At 67.1% G+C, this 17356-nt stretch carries 13 protein-coding genes and 1 tRNA gene; 8 read left to right on the top strand and 6 right to left on the bottom strand.

What is annotated here, in order from left to right:
* Positions 1 to 13 precede the first annotated feature (13 nt).
* From AC1RNC_RS18960 to glmU, 4 genes are read right to left on the bottom strand one after another with little or no spacing between them, the layout of a single operon-like run.
* On the bottom strand, positions 14 to 1249 hold the full coding sequence (locus AC1RNC_RS18960) for an O-antigen ligase family protein (protein WP_492887855.1): 1236 nt from the start codon (positions 1247 to 1249) through the stop codon (positions 14 to 16).
* Positions 1246 to 2646 carry a glutathione-disulfide reductase gene (gene gor, locus AC1RNC_RS18955; protein ID WP_492887854.1) on the bottom strand — a complete coding sequence of 467 codons (1401 nt, stop codon included), beginning with the start codon at positions 2644 to 2646 and terminating at the stop codon, positions 1246 to 1248. Before gor ends, AC1RNC_RS18960 begins: the two co-directional genes overlap by 4 nt.
* A 42-nt stretch (positions 2647 to 2688) precedes the next feature.
* Positions 2689 to 3372, bottom strand: coding sequence for a ribose-5-phosphate isomerase RpiA (rpiA, locus tag AC1RNC_RS18950; protein ID WP_492887853.1), 684 nt, complete (start codon positions 3370 to 3372; stop codon positions 2689 to 2691).
* Positions 3369 to 4757, bottom strand: coding sequence for a bifunctional UDP-N-acetylglucosamine diphosphorylase/glucosamine-1-phosphate N-acetyltransferase GlmU (gene glmU / locus AC1RNC_RS18945; protein WP_492887852.1), 1389 nt, complete (start codon positions 4755 to 4757; stop codon positions 3369 to 3371). The genes rpiA and glmU overlap by 4 nt, the downstream gene beginning before the upstream one ends.
* Positions 4758 to 4825: 68 nt before the next feature.
* On the opposite strand from glmU, the gene AC1RNC_RS18940 reads away from it, so the two are divergent.
* Together AC1RNC_RS18940 and AC1RNC_RS18935 are read left to right on the top strand one after the other, a co-directional pair.
* Positions 4826 to 5539 (top strand): HAD-IA family hydrolase, encoded by a 714-nt coding sequence (locus tag AC1RNC_RS18940; RefSeq protein WP_492887851.1) that lies wholly within the window; start codon positions 4826 to 4828, stop codon positions 5537 to 5539.
* 48 nt (positions 5540 to 5587) lie between these two features.
* Positions 5588 to 5662: transfer RNA gene (locus AC1RNC_RS18935), tRNA-Val, on the top strand.
* Positions 5663 to 5834: 172 nt separating this feature from the next.
* Here AC1RNC_RS18935 and AC1RNC_RS18930 read toward each other — a convergent pair.
* Positions 5835 to 5975 carry a hypothetical protein gene (locus tag AC1RNC_RS18930; RefSeq protein ID WP_492887850.1) on the bottom strand — a complete coding sequence of 47 codons (141 nt, stop codon included), beginning with the start codon at positions 5973 to 5975 and terminating at the stop codon, positions 5835 to 5837.
* Between the two features lie 251 nt (positions 5976 to 6226).
* Here AC1RNC_RS18930 and AC1RNC_RS18925 point away from each other — a divergent pair, with 251 nt between their 5' ends.
* Both AC1RNC_RS18925 and AC1RNC_RS18920 read left to right on the top strand, forming a co-directional pair.
* Positions 6227 to 7789: an alkaline phosphatase D family protein gene (locus AC1RNC_RS18925; protein ID WP_492887849.1), complete on the top strand. Its 1563-nt coding sequence runs from the start codon at positions 6227 to 6229 to the stop codon at positions 7787 to 7789.
* A gap of 83 nt (positions 7790 to 7872) precedes the next feature.
* Positions 7873 to 9651 (top strand): pectate lyase-like domain-containing protein, encoded by a 1779-nt coding sequence (locus AC1RNC_RS18920; RefSeq protein ID WP_492887848.1) that lies wholly within the window; start codon positions 7873 to 7875, stop codon positions 9649 to 9651.
* 30 nt (positions 9652 to 9681) lie between these two features.
* Here the strand turns inward: AC1RNC_RS18920 and AC1RNC_RS18915 are convergent, their stop codons facing one another.
* Entirely contained in the window at positions 9682 to 10896 is a 1215-nt protein-coding gene (locus tag AC1RNC_RS18915; protein ID WP_492887847.1) for an MFS transporter, read from the bottom strand.
* 294 nt (positions 10897 to 11190) lie between these two features.
* On the opposite strand from AC1RNC_RS18915, the gene AC1RNC_RS18910 reads away from it, so the two are divergent.
* From AC1RNC_RS18910 to AC1RNC_RS18895, 4 genes are all read left to right on the top strand, one after another.
* Positions 11191 to 14124 (top strand): TonB-dependent receptor, encoded by a 2934-nt coding sequence (locus tag AC1RNC_RS18910; protein ID WP_492887846.1) that lies wholly within the window; start codon positions 11191 to 11193, stop codon positions 14122 to 14124.
* Between the two features lie 134 nt (positions 14125 to 14258).
* Positions 14259 to 14984 (top strand): SapC family protein, encoded by a 726-nt coding sequence (locus AC1RNC_RS18905; RefSeq protein WP_492887845.1) that lies wholly within the window; start codon positions 14259 to 14261, stop codon positions 14982 to 14984.
* A complete protein-coding gene (locus AC1RNC_RS18900; RefSeq protein ID WP_492887844.1) occupies positions 14977 to 16002 on the top strand; it encodes a cupin-like domain-containing protein in 1026 nt (341 codons plus the stop codon). The genes AC1RNC_RS18905 and AC1RNC_RS18900 overlap by 8 nt, the downstream gene beginning before the upstream one ends.
* 3 nt (positions 16003 to 16005) lie before the next feature.
* Entirely contained in the window at positions 16006 to 17112 is a 1107-nt protein-coding gene (locus tag AC1RNC_RS18895) for a LacI family DNA-binding transcriptional regulator (protein WP_492887843.1), read from the top strand.
* The last annotated feature ends 244 nt before the right edge of the window (positions 17113 to 17356 follow it).

Below are 17356 nucleotides of genomic sequence, written 5' to 3'. Positions count from 1 at the left end.
CGTGACGGTCGCGCTAACGCCGTGGAGCGCTCGATTTTTGCGCGATCGCACAGCCGATGGCGGCGATGACGCCGAGCGCCAGCCACCACTCCTGCCAGACGCCGAAGCTGAGCCCGCCGATCATCACGTACGCGGTCAGGGTGGCGGCCGCCATCGCGCCGTCGCGGCGGTTCTCGCCGGTCCAGGCCACGATCCGGTACAGCACCCAGGCGAAGAACGCCGCCGCCAGGGCCGCGCCCAGCGCGCCCAGCTCCAGCCACAGCTGCAGGGCGGCGTTGTGCGTGTGCAGCGGGATGGCGTTACCGAAGGTCCGGCTGGCGTCGACACCCCAGCCTCGCAGGGCGTGCTCGACGATCTTGTTGGCGGCGAAGGCCCAGATGTTCAGGCGCGCGTCCCACGACGGCGGGGCTATGGCGTGCAGCCAGGCGAACAGGCCCGAGCGCACGCCCCACAGCACCACCATCGGCGCGAAGATGAACAGGGTCGACACGGCGGGGATCATGCCGCGCACGAACGGCTTGCCGATGATCCGCGTCCCCAGCCAGACGACTCCGCCCAGCAGCAGGGCGGCGCCCGAGGCGTCGGCGCTGGTGAAATGGGAAGCGGCCAGGATCATCAGCGCCATGGTCGCGATCAACACGTTGCGACCGCGGAAGCCCCAGGCGTCCAGCAAACGCACGCAGGGCCAGAACAGCAGCACCAGCGGATAGATCGGCAGAGACACCTTCACCACCGCCAGGTCGGGCCGAATGGGGTCGTGGGTCGCGGCCCGGATCGCCTGGTAGATCCTCGCCCCCATCGCGGCGTCGATGAAGGTGAAGGCGGCCAAGACGATCATGCCGAACAGCATCACCCGCCCCGCCAGCCGCGCCGAACGTTGCGACATGGTTCCGAGCACCGCGACGGCGGTCCCGTAGAGGCCCAGTTGCAGCACCAGCTTCAGGGCGGTGAAGGCGCCGACGTCCTTGTCGCGCTTGAGCTCAGACAGCGCCGGCGCGGCCGGACTCCAGTTCAGGCTGACCAGCGCCCACAGCACCAGCAGCATCAGGGCGAACATCGGCAACAGCGGCGGGCGCGATCGCGCCAGGCCTGGCGTCGCCAGCAGGCCGACCACGGCCAGCAGCGGCGCGAAGCCCAACGGCGCCAGGTAGCCGATCAGTGGCGTCATCACCATCAGGAAGACGGCGAGCGCGCCCAGCCACCGCGTGCGGCGCTCGGGGCTCTCGGCAGAGGCTATCGCCAGCGTCATCCAACCCCGCCGACTTCGACCGGCGTATACTTCTCGCGCATCGTGACCAGTTCCTCGGCCAGGGTCGGGTGAACCGCGCAGGTCGAGTCCCACTGGGGCTTGGTCACGCCCATCTTCACGGCGATGGCGGCCATCTGGATGATCTCGGGCGAGTCCGGACCCACCACGTGCACACCGAGCACCTTCTGGTCGTCGGCCTTGACCACCAGCTTCATCAGGCACCGCTCCTGGCCGCCGTAGAAGGTGATTTTCATCGGACGGAACACCGAGCGATAGACGTCGACCGTGCCGAACGCGTGACGGGCCTCGGCCTCGGTCATGCCGACCGAGCCGACCGGCGGCTGCGAGAACACCGCCGAGGCGACCATGTCGTGATCGAAGGTGGTCGGATTGTCGTAGAATTCGGTCTGGGCGAAGGCCGCGCCTTCGCGGATGGCCACGGGCGTCAGGTTGATGCGGTCGGTGACGTCGCCGACGGCCCAGATGCTGGCGACGCTGGTCTTGGAGTGCGCGTCGACCGCGATCGCGCCCTTGTCGTTCAGCTTCACGCCGACCTTCTCCAGGCCCAGGCCGTGAACGTAGGGCTCCCGGCCGGTGGCGAACATCACCGCTTCGGTCTCGAAGGTCAGGTCGCTGGTCAAGGTGCTGAGCAGCGTGCCGTCCGCCTGCTTCTCGATGCTGGTGTGCGAGCAGCCCAGCACCACCTTGACGCCACGCTTCTCAAGCTCTTCAGCCAGGTGCGAGCGGACATCGTCGTCGAAGCCGCGCAGGATGTTGGCTCCGCGATAGAGCAGCGTGGTCTCGACGCCCAGACCGTTGAAGATGCCCGCGAACTCGACGGCGATATAGCCGCCGCCGACGACCAGGATGCTCTTGGGCAGCTTGGGGAGGTGGAAGGCCTCGTCCGAGGTGATCCCGAACTCCGCGCCCGGGAAGTCGGGCTTCACCGGACGACCGCCGGTGGCGACCAGGATCTTCTTGGCCGTATAGGTCCCGGCGTCCTTACTGCCCTCCTTGGGCAGCACCTCGACGGTGTGAGCGTCGACGATCTGGGCGCGGCCGTGCAGCAGGTGCGCGCCGGCCTTCTGCAGGTTGGTGACGTAGATGCCCGACAGGCGGGCGATCTCGACGTCCTTGTCGTGCAGGAAACCCTTCCAGTCGAACTTGGCGCCCTCGATCGTCCAGCCATAGCCCTTGGCGGTCTTCAGCTGGCTGGTGACCTCGCTGGCGTAGACCATGAACTTCTTGGGCACGCAGCCGCGGATCACGCAGGTGCCGCCGACCCGATATTCCTCGGCCACGGCGACCTTGGCCCCGCTCATGGCCGCCAGACGGGCCGCCCGCACCCCGCCCGAGCCGGCGCCGATGACGAAGAGATCGAAGTCGTAGTCAGCCATCACCGGCCTCCGGAACCTTAACTGGTCGGCTTATGTAGGACGTCAGGGAACGAGGCGCACCACGCCGTCGTCCGTGCCGAACAGAGCTTCGTCGGCGAGGTCGAGGAACAGGCCGTGGTCGACCACGCCGGTGACGCTCTTCAGCGCGGCGGCCAGGGCCGTGGGCTCGGCGATGACGCCGGAGGCCATGTCGTAGATCAGGTTGCCGCCGTCGGTGACCACCACGCCTCGGTCGGCCATGCGCAGGCGCGGGGGCGGCAGATCGAACTCGGCCGCGATGTCGGCCAGGCGCCAGCTGGTATGGACGTGGCCGAAGCGGACCACCTCGATCGGCAGCGGGAACTTGCCCAGGGCGTCGACCTTCTTGGCCGCGTCGGCGATGACGACGCAGCGGCTGGAGGCTTCCCAGACCAGCTTCTCGCGCAGCAGGGCCGCGCCGCCGCCCTTGATCAGGGACAGGCCCGGACCAACCTCGTCGGCGCCGTCCACCGTCAGGTCGATGGTCTTGACATCGTCCAGCGCCACCAGCGGGATGCCCAGCTCGCGCGCCAGGGCCCCGGTGGCGTCCGAGGTCGGCACGCCACGGATGTCGCTCAGCTTGCGGGCGGCCAGCGCCTTGACGAACCACGCGGCCGTCGAGCCGGTGCCCAGGCCCACCACCATCCCGTTCTCGACGAGTTCGGCGGCGGCTTCGCCGGAGATACGCTTCTGGTCGTCGACGCTCATTTCTTGCCGCCCTTCTTCTTGTCCTTGGCGGCCTGCTTGAGGGCGCGAAACTTCGTCGCCCAGCCGGCCTTGGTCTTCTGTTCCGGACGCGTCAGGGCCAGGGCCCCGTCCTCGACATCCTTGGTGATCACCGAGCCCGAGCCCGTCATCGCTCCGTCGCCGATGCGGACCGGCGCGACCAGGGCGCTGTTGGAGCCGATGAAGGCGCCCTTGCCGACATGGGTCTCGAACTTCTCGAAGCCGTCGTAATTGCAGAAGATCGTACCGGCCCCGATGTTAGCCTTCTCGCCGATCGAGCCGTCGCCGAGATAGCTGAGGTGATTGGCCTTGGCGCCCGCCCCGACTTTGACCTTCTTGACCTCGACGAAGTTGCCGATGTGGGCTTCGGGCCCGATCTCGGCGCCCGGCCGCAGGCGGGCGTAGGGCCCGATCAGGGCGCCCTCGCCCACGTGCGCGCCTTCCAGATGGCTGAAGGCCTTGATCACCGCGCCGGTCTCGACGCTGACGCCCGGGCCGAAGACCACGAACTGTTCGACCACCACCCCCGCGGCGATCTTCGTGTCCCACGACAGGTGCACGGTCTCGGGCGCGGGCATGGTCACGCCCTCGGTCAGCAGGACGTTGCGGCGACCGCGCTGCCAGACCGCCTCGGCGGCGGCCAGTTCGGCTTGCGAGTTGACGCCCTGAACCGCCGGCTCCGGCGCGAAGGCCGCGCGGGTCGAGAGCTTGCGATCATGGGCCAGGCCCACGACGTCGGTCAGGTAGTATTCGCCCTTGCTGTTGTCGTTGCGGACGTCGGCCAGCAAGCTGAATAGCGTCGCGCGGTCAGCGGCCAGGACGCCGGAATTGCAGTGCCTGACCTGCTTGGTGGCGACGTCGGCGTCCTTCTCCTCGACGATGCGCAGCAGCACATGGCCCGGGGCCAGGATCAGGCGGCCGTAGCCGGTCGGGTTGGCGGCCTCGAAGCCCAGCACCGCCACGTCGGTCCCGCCCGCGATGAGGTCGAACAGCGGCGCGATCACCCCGGCCGTGGTCAGCGGGCAGTCGGCATAGGTGACGACCACATCGCCCTCGAAATCGGCCAGGGCGTCCCGGGCCGCCAGGACCGCGTGGCCGGTGCCCAGCGGCGGATCCTGGATGACCGTCGCGTTCGGACCGAGCCGCTTGCGGGCGCTCTCGCCGACCTGCGGACTGTGCGCGCCGACCACGACGACGATCCGCTCGCAGTTCAGCCCCTCGGCGGCGTCGATGGCCAGGTCCAGCAGCGTGCGGCCGGCGACCTTGTGCAGCACCTTGGGCGTCGGCGACTTCATCCGCGTCCCCTGGCCGGCGGCCAGGATCACGGCGGCGCGCGGACGGGATGGGCTTGAAACGGAATCAGTCATGGATGGGCGACTCCCTGGGACGCTTCCAGCGTTGCATTAGCCGCCCAATTGGCGGAAAGGCCAGACCCATGAGCGAGCTTCATGACCTGAACGGGGCGACCATCGCCTTTGATCTCGATGGAACCCTGGTCGACACCGCCCCCGACCTGGTCGGCGCGCTAAACACCATCCTGGCCCAGGAAGCCCTGCCGCCCCTGCCCTTCGACGAGGTTCGGCTGATGGTCGGTCGCGGCGCGAGGGCCCTGCTGGAGCGCGGCTTCGCCGCCGCCGGGGCGCCGCTGGGGGTCGACCGCGCCCCGACGCTCGTGGAGCGCTTCATCGCCGTCTACCTGGACCGCATCGCCGACGAAAGCGCGCCCTTCCCCGGCGTGGTCGAGGTTCTTACCGAACTGAAGGCCGACGGCGCCAGGCTGGTGGTCTGCACCAACAAGCTGACCAACCTGTCGGTCGCCCTGCTGGACGCGGTGGGCCTGACGCCGCTGTTCGACGGGGTGATCGGCGCGGACCTGGCCCCCGCCCCAAAGCCCGACGGCCGCCATGTCGCCGCCGCCATCGCGGCCGTGGGCGGCGATCTGGCCCGCGCGGTGATGGTCGGCGACAGCATCAACGACGCCCTGGGGGCCCGCAACGCCGGCGTCCCCGGCCTGCTGGTCTCGTTCGGCTACACGGAGGATCCGGTCGAGACCCTGGGGGCCAATCTGGTCATCCACAGCTTTTTGGATGTGCCCCGGGCCTGCAAGACGCTTTTGGCCTCTTGCCCCGCGCCGAACACCGGGCTATAGGCCCCCTCCTCTCGCGGATCGGTCCTTCACGGACCTCTCCACACCGGCGGATGCGTAGCTCAGCGGGAGAGCACCTCGTTCACACCGAGGGGGTCACAGGTTCAATCCCTGTCGCATCCACCATCCATTCCCCAGGAAAATCAACAGCTTGCCGGGAAATCCGGAGCTTCACAGCGACACCTGTCGCAGTTAACTACCCAGAAACATCCCCCAACGACGGCCATTTCGGCCAGTTGACGTAGTGGCGCAGCCGGGCCCCGCACGGAGCGGCGGAATATCGCCACTCCAGCAAATCTCAGCGCTCGGCGATGCGGATGGGCCAGGCGTCGCATTCCGCGCCGGCGTGACCGGCGGCCCAAAGCTCTTCCAGCATGATCGTCACCTTCACGCCGTTGGGCGTGGCCAGGGAGTAGAGCTGCAAAGGATGCTTGCCCACGCGCAGAGGCTCCTCGCGCGTGGCGCCGGCGATAGGCCGATTGATGTTGGCGAAGGCGAGACAGCCGCCACGGCCGTGGGCCCCTGTTTGGTCCCCTCGGAACGCCTCTATTTTGAACCGTCCACAGCATATGGGCGGTTTGTCATCGCGCTGTCATCCGGGCGCCATGAACGCCATGTGTAGCCATCCGCGAAGTCGCCGCAAAAGGGTCCGCCCGAGGGCGTGATCGGCGCAAGTTCCCAGGAGACAGAATGGCGTTTCGGTTTACCCGGCGAGGCGTGCTGGCCGGCGTTGCGGCGACCAGCGGTCTAATCACCGCCCCGGCGATCGTCCGCGCCCAGCAGGTTTTTAGCGGCTATCCGTTCCGCCTCGGCGTGGCGGCGGGCGACCCCAGCGCGGACGGCTTTGTGTTGTGGACCCGCCTGGCGCCCGATCCGCTTGGCGAACATGGCGGGATGCCCATGACCCCGATCAGCGTGGATTGGGTGGTGGCGTCCGACTCGCGATTCCAAACCGTTGTCGCCAGGGGCAGCGCGGTGGCGCGGCCGGAATTGGCGCATGCGGTGCATGTCGAGGTGAGCGGGCTCGCGCCGGGGCGGCCCTATTGGTATCGCTTCTTCGTCGGCCGGGAGCGCTCGATGCCTGGCCGCGTCGTCACCTTGCCAATGGCCGGCGCGGCGCTGCGGCGGCTGCGCTTCGGCGTCGCCGGCTGCCAGGGCTATGAGGATGGTCTGTACACGGCCTACCGCCACCTCGCGGGCGAAGAGGTCGACTTCATCTATCACTATGGCGACTATATCTATGAAGGCCGCGCCTCGCCGACGCCGCTCGACTATGGCGGCAACGCGCGACGCTTCGTGCGGGCGCATGTGGGGCAAAATCTCTACAGCCTCGATGACTATCGGCGGCGCTACGCCCAGTACAAGATGGACCAGGATCTGCAGGCGGCGCATGCCGCCACGGGCTGGTTCACGACCTTTGACGACCATGAGGTCGAGAACAACTGGGTCGGCGGCATCGATCAGAACGGAACGCCGCCGGAGGTTTTCGCGCTGCGCCGCGCCGCGGCCTTCCAGGCCTACTACGAGCACATGCCGCTTCGCGCGGCGTCGTTTCCGACGGCGGCGGGCCTGCGCCTCCACCGGCGGGCGGTGATCGGCGATCTGGTTGATCTGCATCTGCTGGACACTCGCCAGTTCCGCACGGATCAGCCGTGCGGCGACGGCTTCAAGGCCTATTGCGCCGGCTGGGATGATCGCGGCGCGCAGGTGCTGGGCGTGGACCAGGAAGCCTGGTTGGCGGGCAATCTTCGCCAGAAGGCCGCCCGCTGGAACACGATCGCCCAACAGGTGATGATGATGCCGCTGGATCGTCGCGAGGCCGGCGAAACCGCGCCGGTGCGCAACATGGATAGCTGGGGTGGATACAATACCCCGCGTGAGCGCCTGTTCGACCGGCTGAAGGGCCTGGGCAATGTCGTGGTCCTGACCGGCGACGAACACCAGAACTATGCGGGCGAGCTGCGCACCAAGGGCGGCGAGGGCGACGCGGTGGCGGTCGAGTTTGTCGGCACCTCGATCTCGTCGGGCGGCGACGGAGCTGACAAGCGGCTCGGCTCGGACCGCATCGAAAGCCAGAACCCGTTCCTGAAGTTCACCAATGATCGCCGCGGCTATCTGCTGTGTGACGTCAATCACCAGCGCTGGGAGACCCAGTTCAGGACCGTCGAGCGCGTCACCACGCCCGACGCGCCGGTGATCACGGCCAAGACGGCCACCGTCGCGCATGGCCAACCCACGCTCAGCCTGGGCTGACGCGCGGACTCGAGGCGTCCGCGGGCTCGACCGTGGCCCACCGCGCCGCAGGCTGCGGGCGACAAGAATATCGGATCGTCGTGATGGATGACAACGAAGCGGACGAGGGCAGGCGCGCCTTGATGCAGCGCGCCGTCGCCTTGGGTGTGGGCGCCGCAGCCTGCGCGGTGTTTCCCGCCGAGGCTGGCGCGCAGGCGCGGACGGGGGGCGATCCGGACCTGGGTCCCAATGTGGTGATCATCGGGCCGAAGATGCCGACGGCGGTGATCCAGGCCAAGCTTGATGCGATCTTCAGCGCCCAGGAGACGGCGCATTTCACCGATCGCCGCGACGCGGTGCTGTTCAAGCCCGGTCGCTACGCCGTCGAGGTGAAGGTCGGTTTCTTCACCCAGATCGCCGGTCTTGGCCGGCTGCCGGGCGACGTGGTGATCGACGGTCATGTCCGGGCGGACGCCCAATGGTTCAAAGGCAACGCCCTGGTGAACTTCTGGCGCGCGGTGGAAAACCTCGCCATTCGTCCGCCCGACGGCGGCGACCGTTGGGCGGTCTCGCAGGCGGCGCCCTATCGGCGCGTCCACCTGATGGGCGATCTTCGTCTGGACGACGGCGGTTCCTCAAGCGGCGGCTTTATGGCCGATTGCCAGGTCGAGGGCGAGATTCGTTCGGGCTCCCAGCAGCAGTGGTTCACGCGTGGCTCCACGATCCGGGGCTGGGACGGCGGCAATTGGAACATGATGTTCGTGGGCGTGACCGGCGCGCCGGCTACCACCTTCCCACAGCCGCCCGTCACCACCTTACCGACGGCCCCGATCGTACGGGAAAAGCCGCATTTGCAGGTCGACGCGGCCGGCGAGTGGGGCGTGTTCGTGCCGGCGCTGCGTCGCGACGCGCAAGGGACCAGCTGGGCCGCGGGCGATCCGGCCGGCGCGCTGATTCCGCTTTCGCGCTTTCTCATCGCTCAGCCTGGGATGTCGGCCAGCGACATCAACACGGCTTTGAGTCAGGGCCGGCACCTGTTGCTGACGCCGGGCGTCTACGTGCTCGACGCGCCCATCAGGGTCGAGCGGGCCGACACGGTGGTGTTGGGCCTGGGCCTGGCGACGCTGTTGCCGGTCGCGGGCAATGCGGCGCTGACGGTGGCCGATGTGCCGGGAGTCTCCATCGCCGGAGTGCTGATCGATGCGGGGCCCTTGGAGTCGCCGGTGCTGATGACGGTGGGGCCGCCCGACGCCTCGGGCGACCACGCCGCCAACCCGACTCTGCTGGCCGACCTGTTCTTCCGGGTCGGCGGCGTCGCCGTCGGCAAGGCGGAGACCTGCCTCGAGATCAACAGCCATCACGTGATCGGCGACCACCTGTGGATCTGGCGCGCAGATCACGGCGATCTGGACGGCGGCCGGACGCATGTCGGCTGGGCCGAAAGCACCGGCGACCAGGGCCTGATCGTGCGCGGCGACGACGTGACCGTGTACGGCCTGTTCGTCGAGCATTTCCAACGACACCAGACCGTTTGGCGAGGCGAGCGGGGCCGCACCTTCTTCTATCAGAGCGAGTTGCCCTATGATCCGCCGAGCCAAGCCGCCTACAGGGCGGACGGGCTGGGCTGGGCCGCCTACAAGGTCGCCGACTCGGTCGAACGGCACGAGGCCGTGGGGCTGGGCGTCTACGCCTATTTCACCGCCGATCCATCCATCGTGGTCGAAAGCGCGGTGGAGGCGCCGCGACGGCCCGGTGTTCGTTTCACCAGCGTGACCACCGTCTCCCTGGGCGGCGGGGTGGGCAGCATCGCGCATCTGGTCAATGACCAAGGCGCCGCCGCGCGGCCCGGCGCGATTCGCCAGACCTTGGCGCGCTACCCCTGATCCCTCGCCCCGGAAGAGACGGCGCGGGCGTCAGCGGCGTCCGCGAATGGCCAGCATGGCGAGACCCCCGCACAGAGTCAGTCCCGCCAGCAGCAACAGCAGTCCGCCAAAGTCGCCCGGCGTGGCGAAGGCATAGGCCAGGAGCGGCCCGACCAGGGCGGGCAGGGTGTTGGCGAGGTTGAGCAGTCCAAGGTCGCGGCCGCGATTTCGGGCGCTGGGCAACAGCTGCATCCAAAACACCGCGTGCAGGGCCAGGAAGATCTCCGAACCGAGGGCGTAGGTGATGAAGCCGACGGCCCCGGCCGTCCGACTGCTCGCGAGGGCCATCAGCGTCAGACCGACGGCGGTCAGTAGGGCCGAGCCGAGCAGGAACGGCTTGCGCCGGCCCAGCTGGTCCGAGAGCCGTCCGATCAGGATGGCGAAAGGCAGCGGCAAGATATAGGCCAGGGTCAGCATGTGGCCCGCATAGCCCGCCAAAACCAGCGGTGGAGTGTTGGGCTCAAGGCTCTGAAAATAGTACAGCAGGTAGAGGGTCAGCGAATTGCCGGCCGCCTGCAGCAGAAGACGGGCGAGCCAGGCGATCCTCAGATCGTGCTGGGTCAGGCTTCGGGGCGGCGGCGGTTCAGTCGGGGCTGGGGCCGGCTGGGCGGGGGTCAAGACCAACGGCGCGACGCAGATCGCCACCGCCAGGACAATGACGGCCAGCTGCGCCGCTTCGCCATGCCGGGCCATGCCGACGACGACCGTCGCCAGTCCCGCGGCCAGGGGATAGGCGAAGGCCAGCAAGCCGCCAACCAGGCCCTTCTGCGTGTCGGGAATCTCGTCGGCCATGATGGCCAGCATCGGGGCGAGGATGGCGTTGACCGCGCCCTGGAAGATCACCACCGCGACCACGAGGGTGACCGGCGTGTTCGCTACCAGGACCAGTCCGTAGGCGCCGGCGGTGGCCAGCACCCCACCGACCATCCAGCCCCGCCTCCCGCCGCCCTTGGCCACGGAGCGATCGCTCAGCCAGCCGAAGAGGAGGTTGGCCAGGATGGCGCTGACGGTGCCGCACAGGGCCGTGGCGGTGAAAAGGCCGATGCGCGCGTCGCCGGCGATGGCGGCCACCTTGATCGGCAGCAAGAACGCCACGAGCGGCAAATAGCCCATGGTTCCGCCGGCATAGGCCAGGGCGAAGACCAGGAGAAACCGCCAGGATCGGCGGTTCGGCGAGGCCACGGGGGTGGGCGAGGGTTTGGGCATCGCGCTTGACGATCGAGGCCTTATCCGCCCCCGCCACAATCAGCAAGCGCAAGACTAACTAGCGCCCGTCCTTACCGTCGGAAGATGACGAAGAAATGAAAGCTGGAGTTAATGTTCACTACAGTTATGTGACGATTTTTGTATTGTTTTTTATAGCCTTTGGTGTGCGGTTGACAGCCAATTTTTCGCCGGGCAGTGAACGTTCACATTTTTGAATGTTGGGGCTTGGACGAGCCTCACAACACGGGGAATATCATGCCGAACTCCACGTCGCTTAGGTTGTCACGACTGGCCTTGAGCGCATCGACGCTGGCGATCCTGAGCCTGCCGAGCCTGGCGATGGCGCAAGAGGCCGCCAAGGTTTCGGCCCCGTCGGACAGCGGCGAGGTCAGCGAGATCGTCGTCACCGGCATCCGCGCCAGCCTGCGCCAGTCGGCCGACATCAAGCGCGACGCGCAAGGCGTGGTTGACGCGATCTCGGCCGAAGACATGGGCAAGTTCCCGGACACCAACCTCGCCGAGTCCCTGCAGCGCATCACCGGCGTCTCTATCGATCGCTCGATGGGCGAAGGTTCGTTTGTCACCGTTCGCGGTTTCGGCCCCGATTTTAACCTGGTGATCCTAAATGGCCGCCAGATGCCCACCGCGCAGCTGAGCGGCGGCGCGACCGCGCCCTCGTCGCGCTCGTTCGACTTCGGCAACCTGGCCTCGGAAGGCGTCGCCGCCGTCGAGGTTTATAAGTCCGGTCGCGCCACGATAGAGTCGGGCGGCATCGGCTCGACGATCAATATCCGCACGCCCCGCCCACTCGACCGACCCGGCCCGCGCGGCAGCGTCGGCGTCAAGGCGGTCTACGACAAGTCGGGCAATGACAAGGACCCCGTCACGCCCGAAGTGTCGGGCATCTTCAGCGACACCTTCCTCGACAACCGTATCGGCGTCCTGGCGTCGGGTACGTATCAGAAGCGCGAAGGCGGCAACAACGAAGCCTATGTCGGCTGGCGCGACGGCTATGTCGCCACCAATCCGGCCGGCCAACTGCCCCAGCCGAGCGATCCGCGGTCGGCCAACATCGTCAACCGGCCGACCGGAACGACGGTCTATTCGGTGCCCAACAACGCCGGCATCGGCATCAACAACTTCAAGCGCGAACGCATCAACGGTCAGTTGGTGCTGCAATTCCGCCCGACCGACGCCCTGACCGCGACCGTCGACTACACCTATTCGCGCAACACCGTCGAAACCCGCAACAACAGCGTCGGCGTCTATTTTAATCACAACGCCACCAGCAGCGACTGGACCAACGGGCCGATCGCGGCGCCGAACTTCTACACCGAGACCTTCAAGGCCAGCGAAAAGAAGGATCTCTCCTACGTCGCCAATCTGACGGCCAACCGCACCGAGAATAAGTCCATCGGCGGGAACCTGACCTGGAAGGCCCCTGGCGATCGCCTGACCTTCGAGATCGACGGCCACCATTCGACCGCCGAGTCCAAGCCGACCAACAAATATGGCACCAGCACCTCGGTCAGCACCGCGATCTATGGCGTCGCCAGCCAGAGCATCACGTTCAAGAAGAACGCGCCGATCCTGTCCTACACGATGCAACCCGGCATCAGCGCGCTCGACGCGTCGCTGATCCAGGCCAGCGGCAACTCGTTCCGCAACGGCTATTTCCGGGACGAGATCAACCAAGGCCAGGTCATGGGCCGCTATGAGGGCGACGGCTGGCTCGACGGAATCGACTTCGGCGTCTCCTATGTCGACAACAAGGTGCGGTCGGCCTACGGCTTCATCCAGAACAACACCTGGAGCGGCGCCGGTCCGGCTTCGGATCTTCCCGACAACCTGTTCACCCTGGCGACCATCCCGGACAAGTATCCGGGCATCGGCGTGAATGGCGCCGACCTGGTCCAGCAGATCTACACCTTTGATTTCAAGACCGTGGTTCCGCTTTTGGACCGGCTCTACAAGTTCTGCGGCGGCGATGGCGACTGCCTGGCGACCTATACGGTCGATCGGCGGATCCACGAAAAGACTGCCGCCCCCTATCTGCAGGTGAAGACCAGGTTCGACGCCTTCAATTGGCCCGTCCATCTGGTCGGCGGCCTGCGCTATGAAAAGACCAAGGTCGACTCGTCGGCGCTGGTGCCGGTCCCGACAGGCACCGAGTGGGTGTCGAACAACGAGTTCAACGTCGTCTACTCGGGCAAGAGCGACTTCACGAACTTCAAGGGCGAATACGACAACTGGTTGCCGGCGATCGATTTCGACATCGCGCCGCGTGACGACGTCAAGCTGCGCGCTTCCTACAGCCACACGATCACCCACGCCGACTATGGCAGCTTGCAGGGCGGGCGAACGCTGGACTCGCTGTTCCGGATCGACGCCGGCTCGGGCAGCCAGGGCAATCCGGGTCTGGAGCCTTACAAGTCCAAGAACATCGATCTGTCGGCCGAGTGGTACTACAAGCCCGACAGCTATATCTCGGTCGGCTACTTCCATAAGGACGTCGAGAACTTCCTGTCGTCCACGCGCGTCGACACCTCGGCCTTCGGCCTGACCAATCCGGCGGACGGTCCGCGCTTCAAGGCCGCGCGCGCCGCGCTGGGCCCCAACGCGACGGTCGCCGACATCCGCCAGTACATCTTCGCCAACTATCCCAATTCGGTGAAGATCACGGGCGGAACGCCGGGTAACTACACCGGCACGATCATCGGCCTGCCGGAAGACAACCTGGTCAATTTCAAGGTCTCGACCCCGGTCAACAGCAGCCAGACCGCCTCCGTCCACGGCTGGGAGTTCGCCTTCCAGCACAGCTTCTGGGATACGGGCCTGGGCGTGATCTTGAACTACACCATCGTCGATGGCGACGTCCGCTACGACAACACCTTGCCGGCGACGGCCACCCAGTTCGCGCTGACGGGTCTGAGCGATACGGCCAATGTCGTCGCGTTCTACGACAAGCATGGGATCCAGGCCCGCGTCGCCTATAACTGGCGCGACGAGTTCCTCTCGGGGAACGGGCCTAATCCGGGCTACACCGAGGCCTATGGTCAAGTTGACGCCAACGCCAGCTATGAGATCCGGCCCGGGCTGACGGCCTTCGTCGAGGGCCTGAACCTGACCGGCGAAGGTCGGCGGGGCCATCAGCGCTCGAAGCAGTACGTGACGGTCGCCGCGCCGGGCTTCGCCCGCTATACCGCCGGCATCCGCTTCACCTTCTAGGCCAGAGCCGTCGCGACCGTGAAGGTGGAAGAGCCGCTCGCCCGAGGGCGGGTGGCTCTTCCAACGGCCCGACGGCAGGCGGCGTTCAGGATGCGCGGGAACCGCCGCCCGCTACGCACGGCAATGGGATCTTGATGTCGAACCACCTCCTTCTGACGGTAGAGGCGCACCGCGCATTGCGCATCGACACCCGGCGCGACCCGGCCCTCGGCGACGCGGTGATGTCGTGTCTCATCCCGCCCGACGAGTTTCGCCAGGCGCAGAACCACTATCCGATCCTGTTCCATCGTCCGCCGGGAGGCGACCGCTTCCAGGCGGTGGCGCTGTTTGGCTTTCATCCCGGCGAGAATCTGTTCCTGGAGGCGGACGGCTGGGACGCCGCCTATCTGCCCCTGGCCATGACGATCCAGCCGTTCTTGATCGGCGCCCCGACCTCCCCCGGGGGCGCCCCCTCGGTCCATATCGATATGGCCAGCCTGCGGATCCTTCGCGCGCCGGACGCGGAAGGCGCGGCGGTGTTCGACGAGGCGGGCCGACCGACCGACTATCTCGAAACGATCGCCGAACAGTTGGGCGCGCTCGATGCGGGCTACTGGCGATCGGCGGATTTCTTCTCGGCGCTGCGTCGACATGACCTGCTCGAGCCCCTGGCCGTGGAGATGATGCTGGAGGACGGCGGCTTCGAACGCCTGGTCGGCTTCCATGTCATCGACGAGGCGCGTCTGGCCGCCCTGGACGCCGACTCGATCGCCGCCCTGCATGCCGAGGGGCATTTGCAGCCGATCTATATGGCGATCGCTTCGCTGGCCAATCTCGCCGCCCTGATCGCCCGCAAGAACCGGCGGCTGCGCCATGACTGAGGCCAGTATTTGGGACGCCATGGCCGAAACGCCGACCATCACCGTGGCCGACCCCGACGCGCTCGACGTCCGTCTGCGCGAGGCCGCCGCGCCGTTCGTCGTGCGCGGCCTGGTGGCCGATTGGCCCCTGGTCGCCGCGGCCCGCCATTCGGACCGTGAGGCGCGCGCCTATCTGCTGAGTCTGCATCGGGACGTGCCCTTCACGGTCGCCACCGGCGCCCCAGGGAGCGACGGGCGGATGTTCTATGACCAGGCCATGGGCATGAACTTCCGCACCGACCGCGCGAAATTGTCCCAAATCTTCGAGCGGATGAACGCCGAGGAGGGCGAGGCGGACGCTTCGCCGCTCTATCTGGCGGGCGTCGATGTTCACGACTTTTTCCGAGGACTGCACGAGGCCAATCACGTGCCTCTGGCGGGGCGGGACTGTCTGGCCAGCATTTGGATCGGCACGCGCACGCGGGTCGCCGCCCACAATGACTTTCCCGACAATCTGGCCTGCGTGGCGGCCGGTCGTCGCCGGTTCACGCTGTTTCCGCCGGAGCAGTTCTCCAATCTCTATCTGGGCCCTATCGACAACACGCCCGGCGGGCGAGCTGTAAGCCTGGTCGATTTTCATGCGCCGGATTTCGAGCGGTTCCCCCGCTTTCGCGAGGCGCTGCGTCACGCCCAATATGTCGAGTTGGCGGCCGGCGACGCGCTGCATATCCCGACGATGTGGTGGCACCATGTCGAGGCGCTGGATCCGTTCAACGTTCTGGTCAACTACTGGTGGCGCGATACGCCCCGGTGGATGGGCCAGCCCCAGAACGCGCTCAATCTGGCTCTCCTGACCATCCGCGACCTGCCCGAGGCAGAAAAGCGTCATTGGCGCGCTCTGTTCGACCACTATGTGTTCGACAACGACGCCCAGGTGACCGCTCATATCCCCCAGGGTGGGCGGGGCGTGTTGGACCCGCTGACCGCCGAAAGCGCCGGTCGCCTGCACGCCTTCCTGTTACGACAACTCAACCGGTAGGCCTTGATCGCGACCGTAACGGCGGCGCGGCGCGAAAGGGATTGGAAAGCGAGCATGGCGCGGCGGCGGCAGTCAGTAACCATTCGGCACGTGGCGGCGGACGTCGGCGTGTCGCTGCAGACGATCAGCCGGGTCATCAACAAGGAGCCCGGAGTTAGCCCGGCGATGGCGCGGCGCGTGCAGGCGTCGATCGACAAGTTGGGCTATGTGCCGTCGATCGCGGCGCAGCGGATGAGCGGCTCGCGATCGTATCTTATCTTGGCCTTGAACGACCGCGAACGCACCATCGCCGACTGGCGCGCGCGCGAGGGCAGCGACTGGATCGGCCAAATGATGCTCGGCGGCATGCTCGCCTGCGCGAAGCACGGCTATCGGATGATCGTCGAACTGATCGATACCGACAGCGATCACATCGAGCGCGAATTGCTGTCGGCGGTGGCGGCCCTGCAACCCGACGGCGCCATCCTCACGCCGCCGCATTCGCAAAACCCGGTGATTCTCGACCTACTCGACCGTCATGGCATCAGCGTCGCGCGGATCGGCTCCCTGGCCGAGGGGCCAGGCTTCACGCTCACGCTGGGCGACGAGGGCGGCGCCCGCCTGGCCACCGAGCATTTGTTGGCGCTCGGTCATCGTCGCATCGGCTTTATCGCCGGCTCGCCCGACTATGAGCTGAGCGGTTGGCGCATCAACGGCTGGCGCGCGGGCATGGCGGCGGCGGGCCTGCCGGTCGAAGGTCTGCTGGCGCACGGCGATTTCAGCTATGGGTCTGGGCTCGAGGCGGCGCGCGCCCTGCTCGACGGCGCGGCGCCGACCGCGATCATCGCCAGCAATGACCAGATGGCGCTGGCCACCATGGCCGCCGTGCGCGGGCGAGGCCTGGATGTGCCGTCCGACATCTCGCTGGTCAGCTTCGACGACACTCCGATCGTCCGTCTGGCCAACCCGCCGCTAACCGCGATCATTCAGCCGGTCGCCGAGGGGACCGCGCAGGCCGTCGAACTGATCATCGCCGCAAGAACGGGTCAGGCTAGCGCGGGCGGCCCGATCGTCATCCCTCCAACCCTCGCCGTGCGGAACTCGACGCGGGCGCTGGCTCCCCCGGCCTGAGCCGTCCCGCGCCGCTGGCGCATCATCGAGACGCCAGATCGCGCCAATGGCTATCCGGACCTGATGGGCCCGTCGCCATTCTCTCCGAGGCCACCGGCGGCGACATAGCTAACTTCATCGCTCGTCGGGAGACTTCTTCAGCAGTGGGATACGAAACCTCACCGCGGACACTCGGCCGCGCCAAACGAGCCCGACAACGCGCGCCGCGCGTTGCCTGCAGCGGGACACCTTGTGGGGCGGTTTT

The sequence above is a fragment of the Caulobacter sp. GW822-FHT01G02 genome (genome assembly GCF_058802865.1).
The sequence above is the reverse complement of the archived record's forward strand: the minus strand, read 5'-3'. Positions and strand labels throughout refer to the sequence as shown.

What these genes read in the sequence shown, in the direction of transcription:
- AC1RNC_RS18925 (WP_492887849.1), top strand. Translation starts at nt 6,227, where the DNA reads ATGGCGTTTCGGTTTACCCGGCGAGGCGTGCTGGCCGGCGTTGCGGCG.
- AC1RNC_RS18905 (WP_492887845.1), top strand. Translation starts at nt 14,259, where the DNA reads ATGTCGAACCACCTCCTTCTGACGGTAGAGGCGCACCGCGCATTGCGC.
- AC1RNC_RS18920 (WP_492887848.1), top strand. Translation starts at nt 7,873, where the DNA reads ATGGATGACAACGAAGCGGACGAGGGCAGGCGCGCCTTGATGCAGCGC.
- rpiA (WP_492887853.1), bottom strand. Translation starts at nt 3,372, where the DNA reads ATGAGCGTCGACGACCAGAAGCGTATCTCCGGCGAAGCCGCCGCCGAA.
- gor (WP_492887854.1), bottom strand. Translation starts at nt 2,646, where the DNA reads ATGGCTGACTACGACTTCGATCTCTTCGTCATCGGCGCCGGCTCGGGC.
- AC1RNC_RS18915 (WP_492887847.1), bottom strand. Translation starts at nt 10,896, where the DNA reads ATGCCCAAACCCTCGCCCACCCCCGTGGCCTCGCCGAACCGCCGATCC.
- AC1RNC_RS18960 (WP_492887855.1), bottom strand. Translation starts at nt 1,249, where the DNA reads ATGACGCTGGCGATAGCCTCTGCCGAGAGCCCCGAGCGCCGCACGCGG.
- AC1RNC_RS18940 (WP_492887851.1), top strand. Translation starts at nt 4,826, where the DNA reads ATGAGCGAGCTTCATGACCTGAACGGGGCGACCATCGCCTTTGATCTC.
- glmU (WP_492887852.1), bottom strand. Translation starts at nt 4,757, where the DNA reads ATGACTGATTCCGTTTCAAGCCCATCCCGTCCGCGCGCCGCCGTGATC.
- AC1RNC_RS18900 (WP_492887844.1), top strand. Translation starts at nt 14,977, where the DNA reads ATGACTGAGGCCAGTATTTGGGACGCCATGGCCGAAACGCCGACCATC.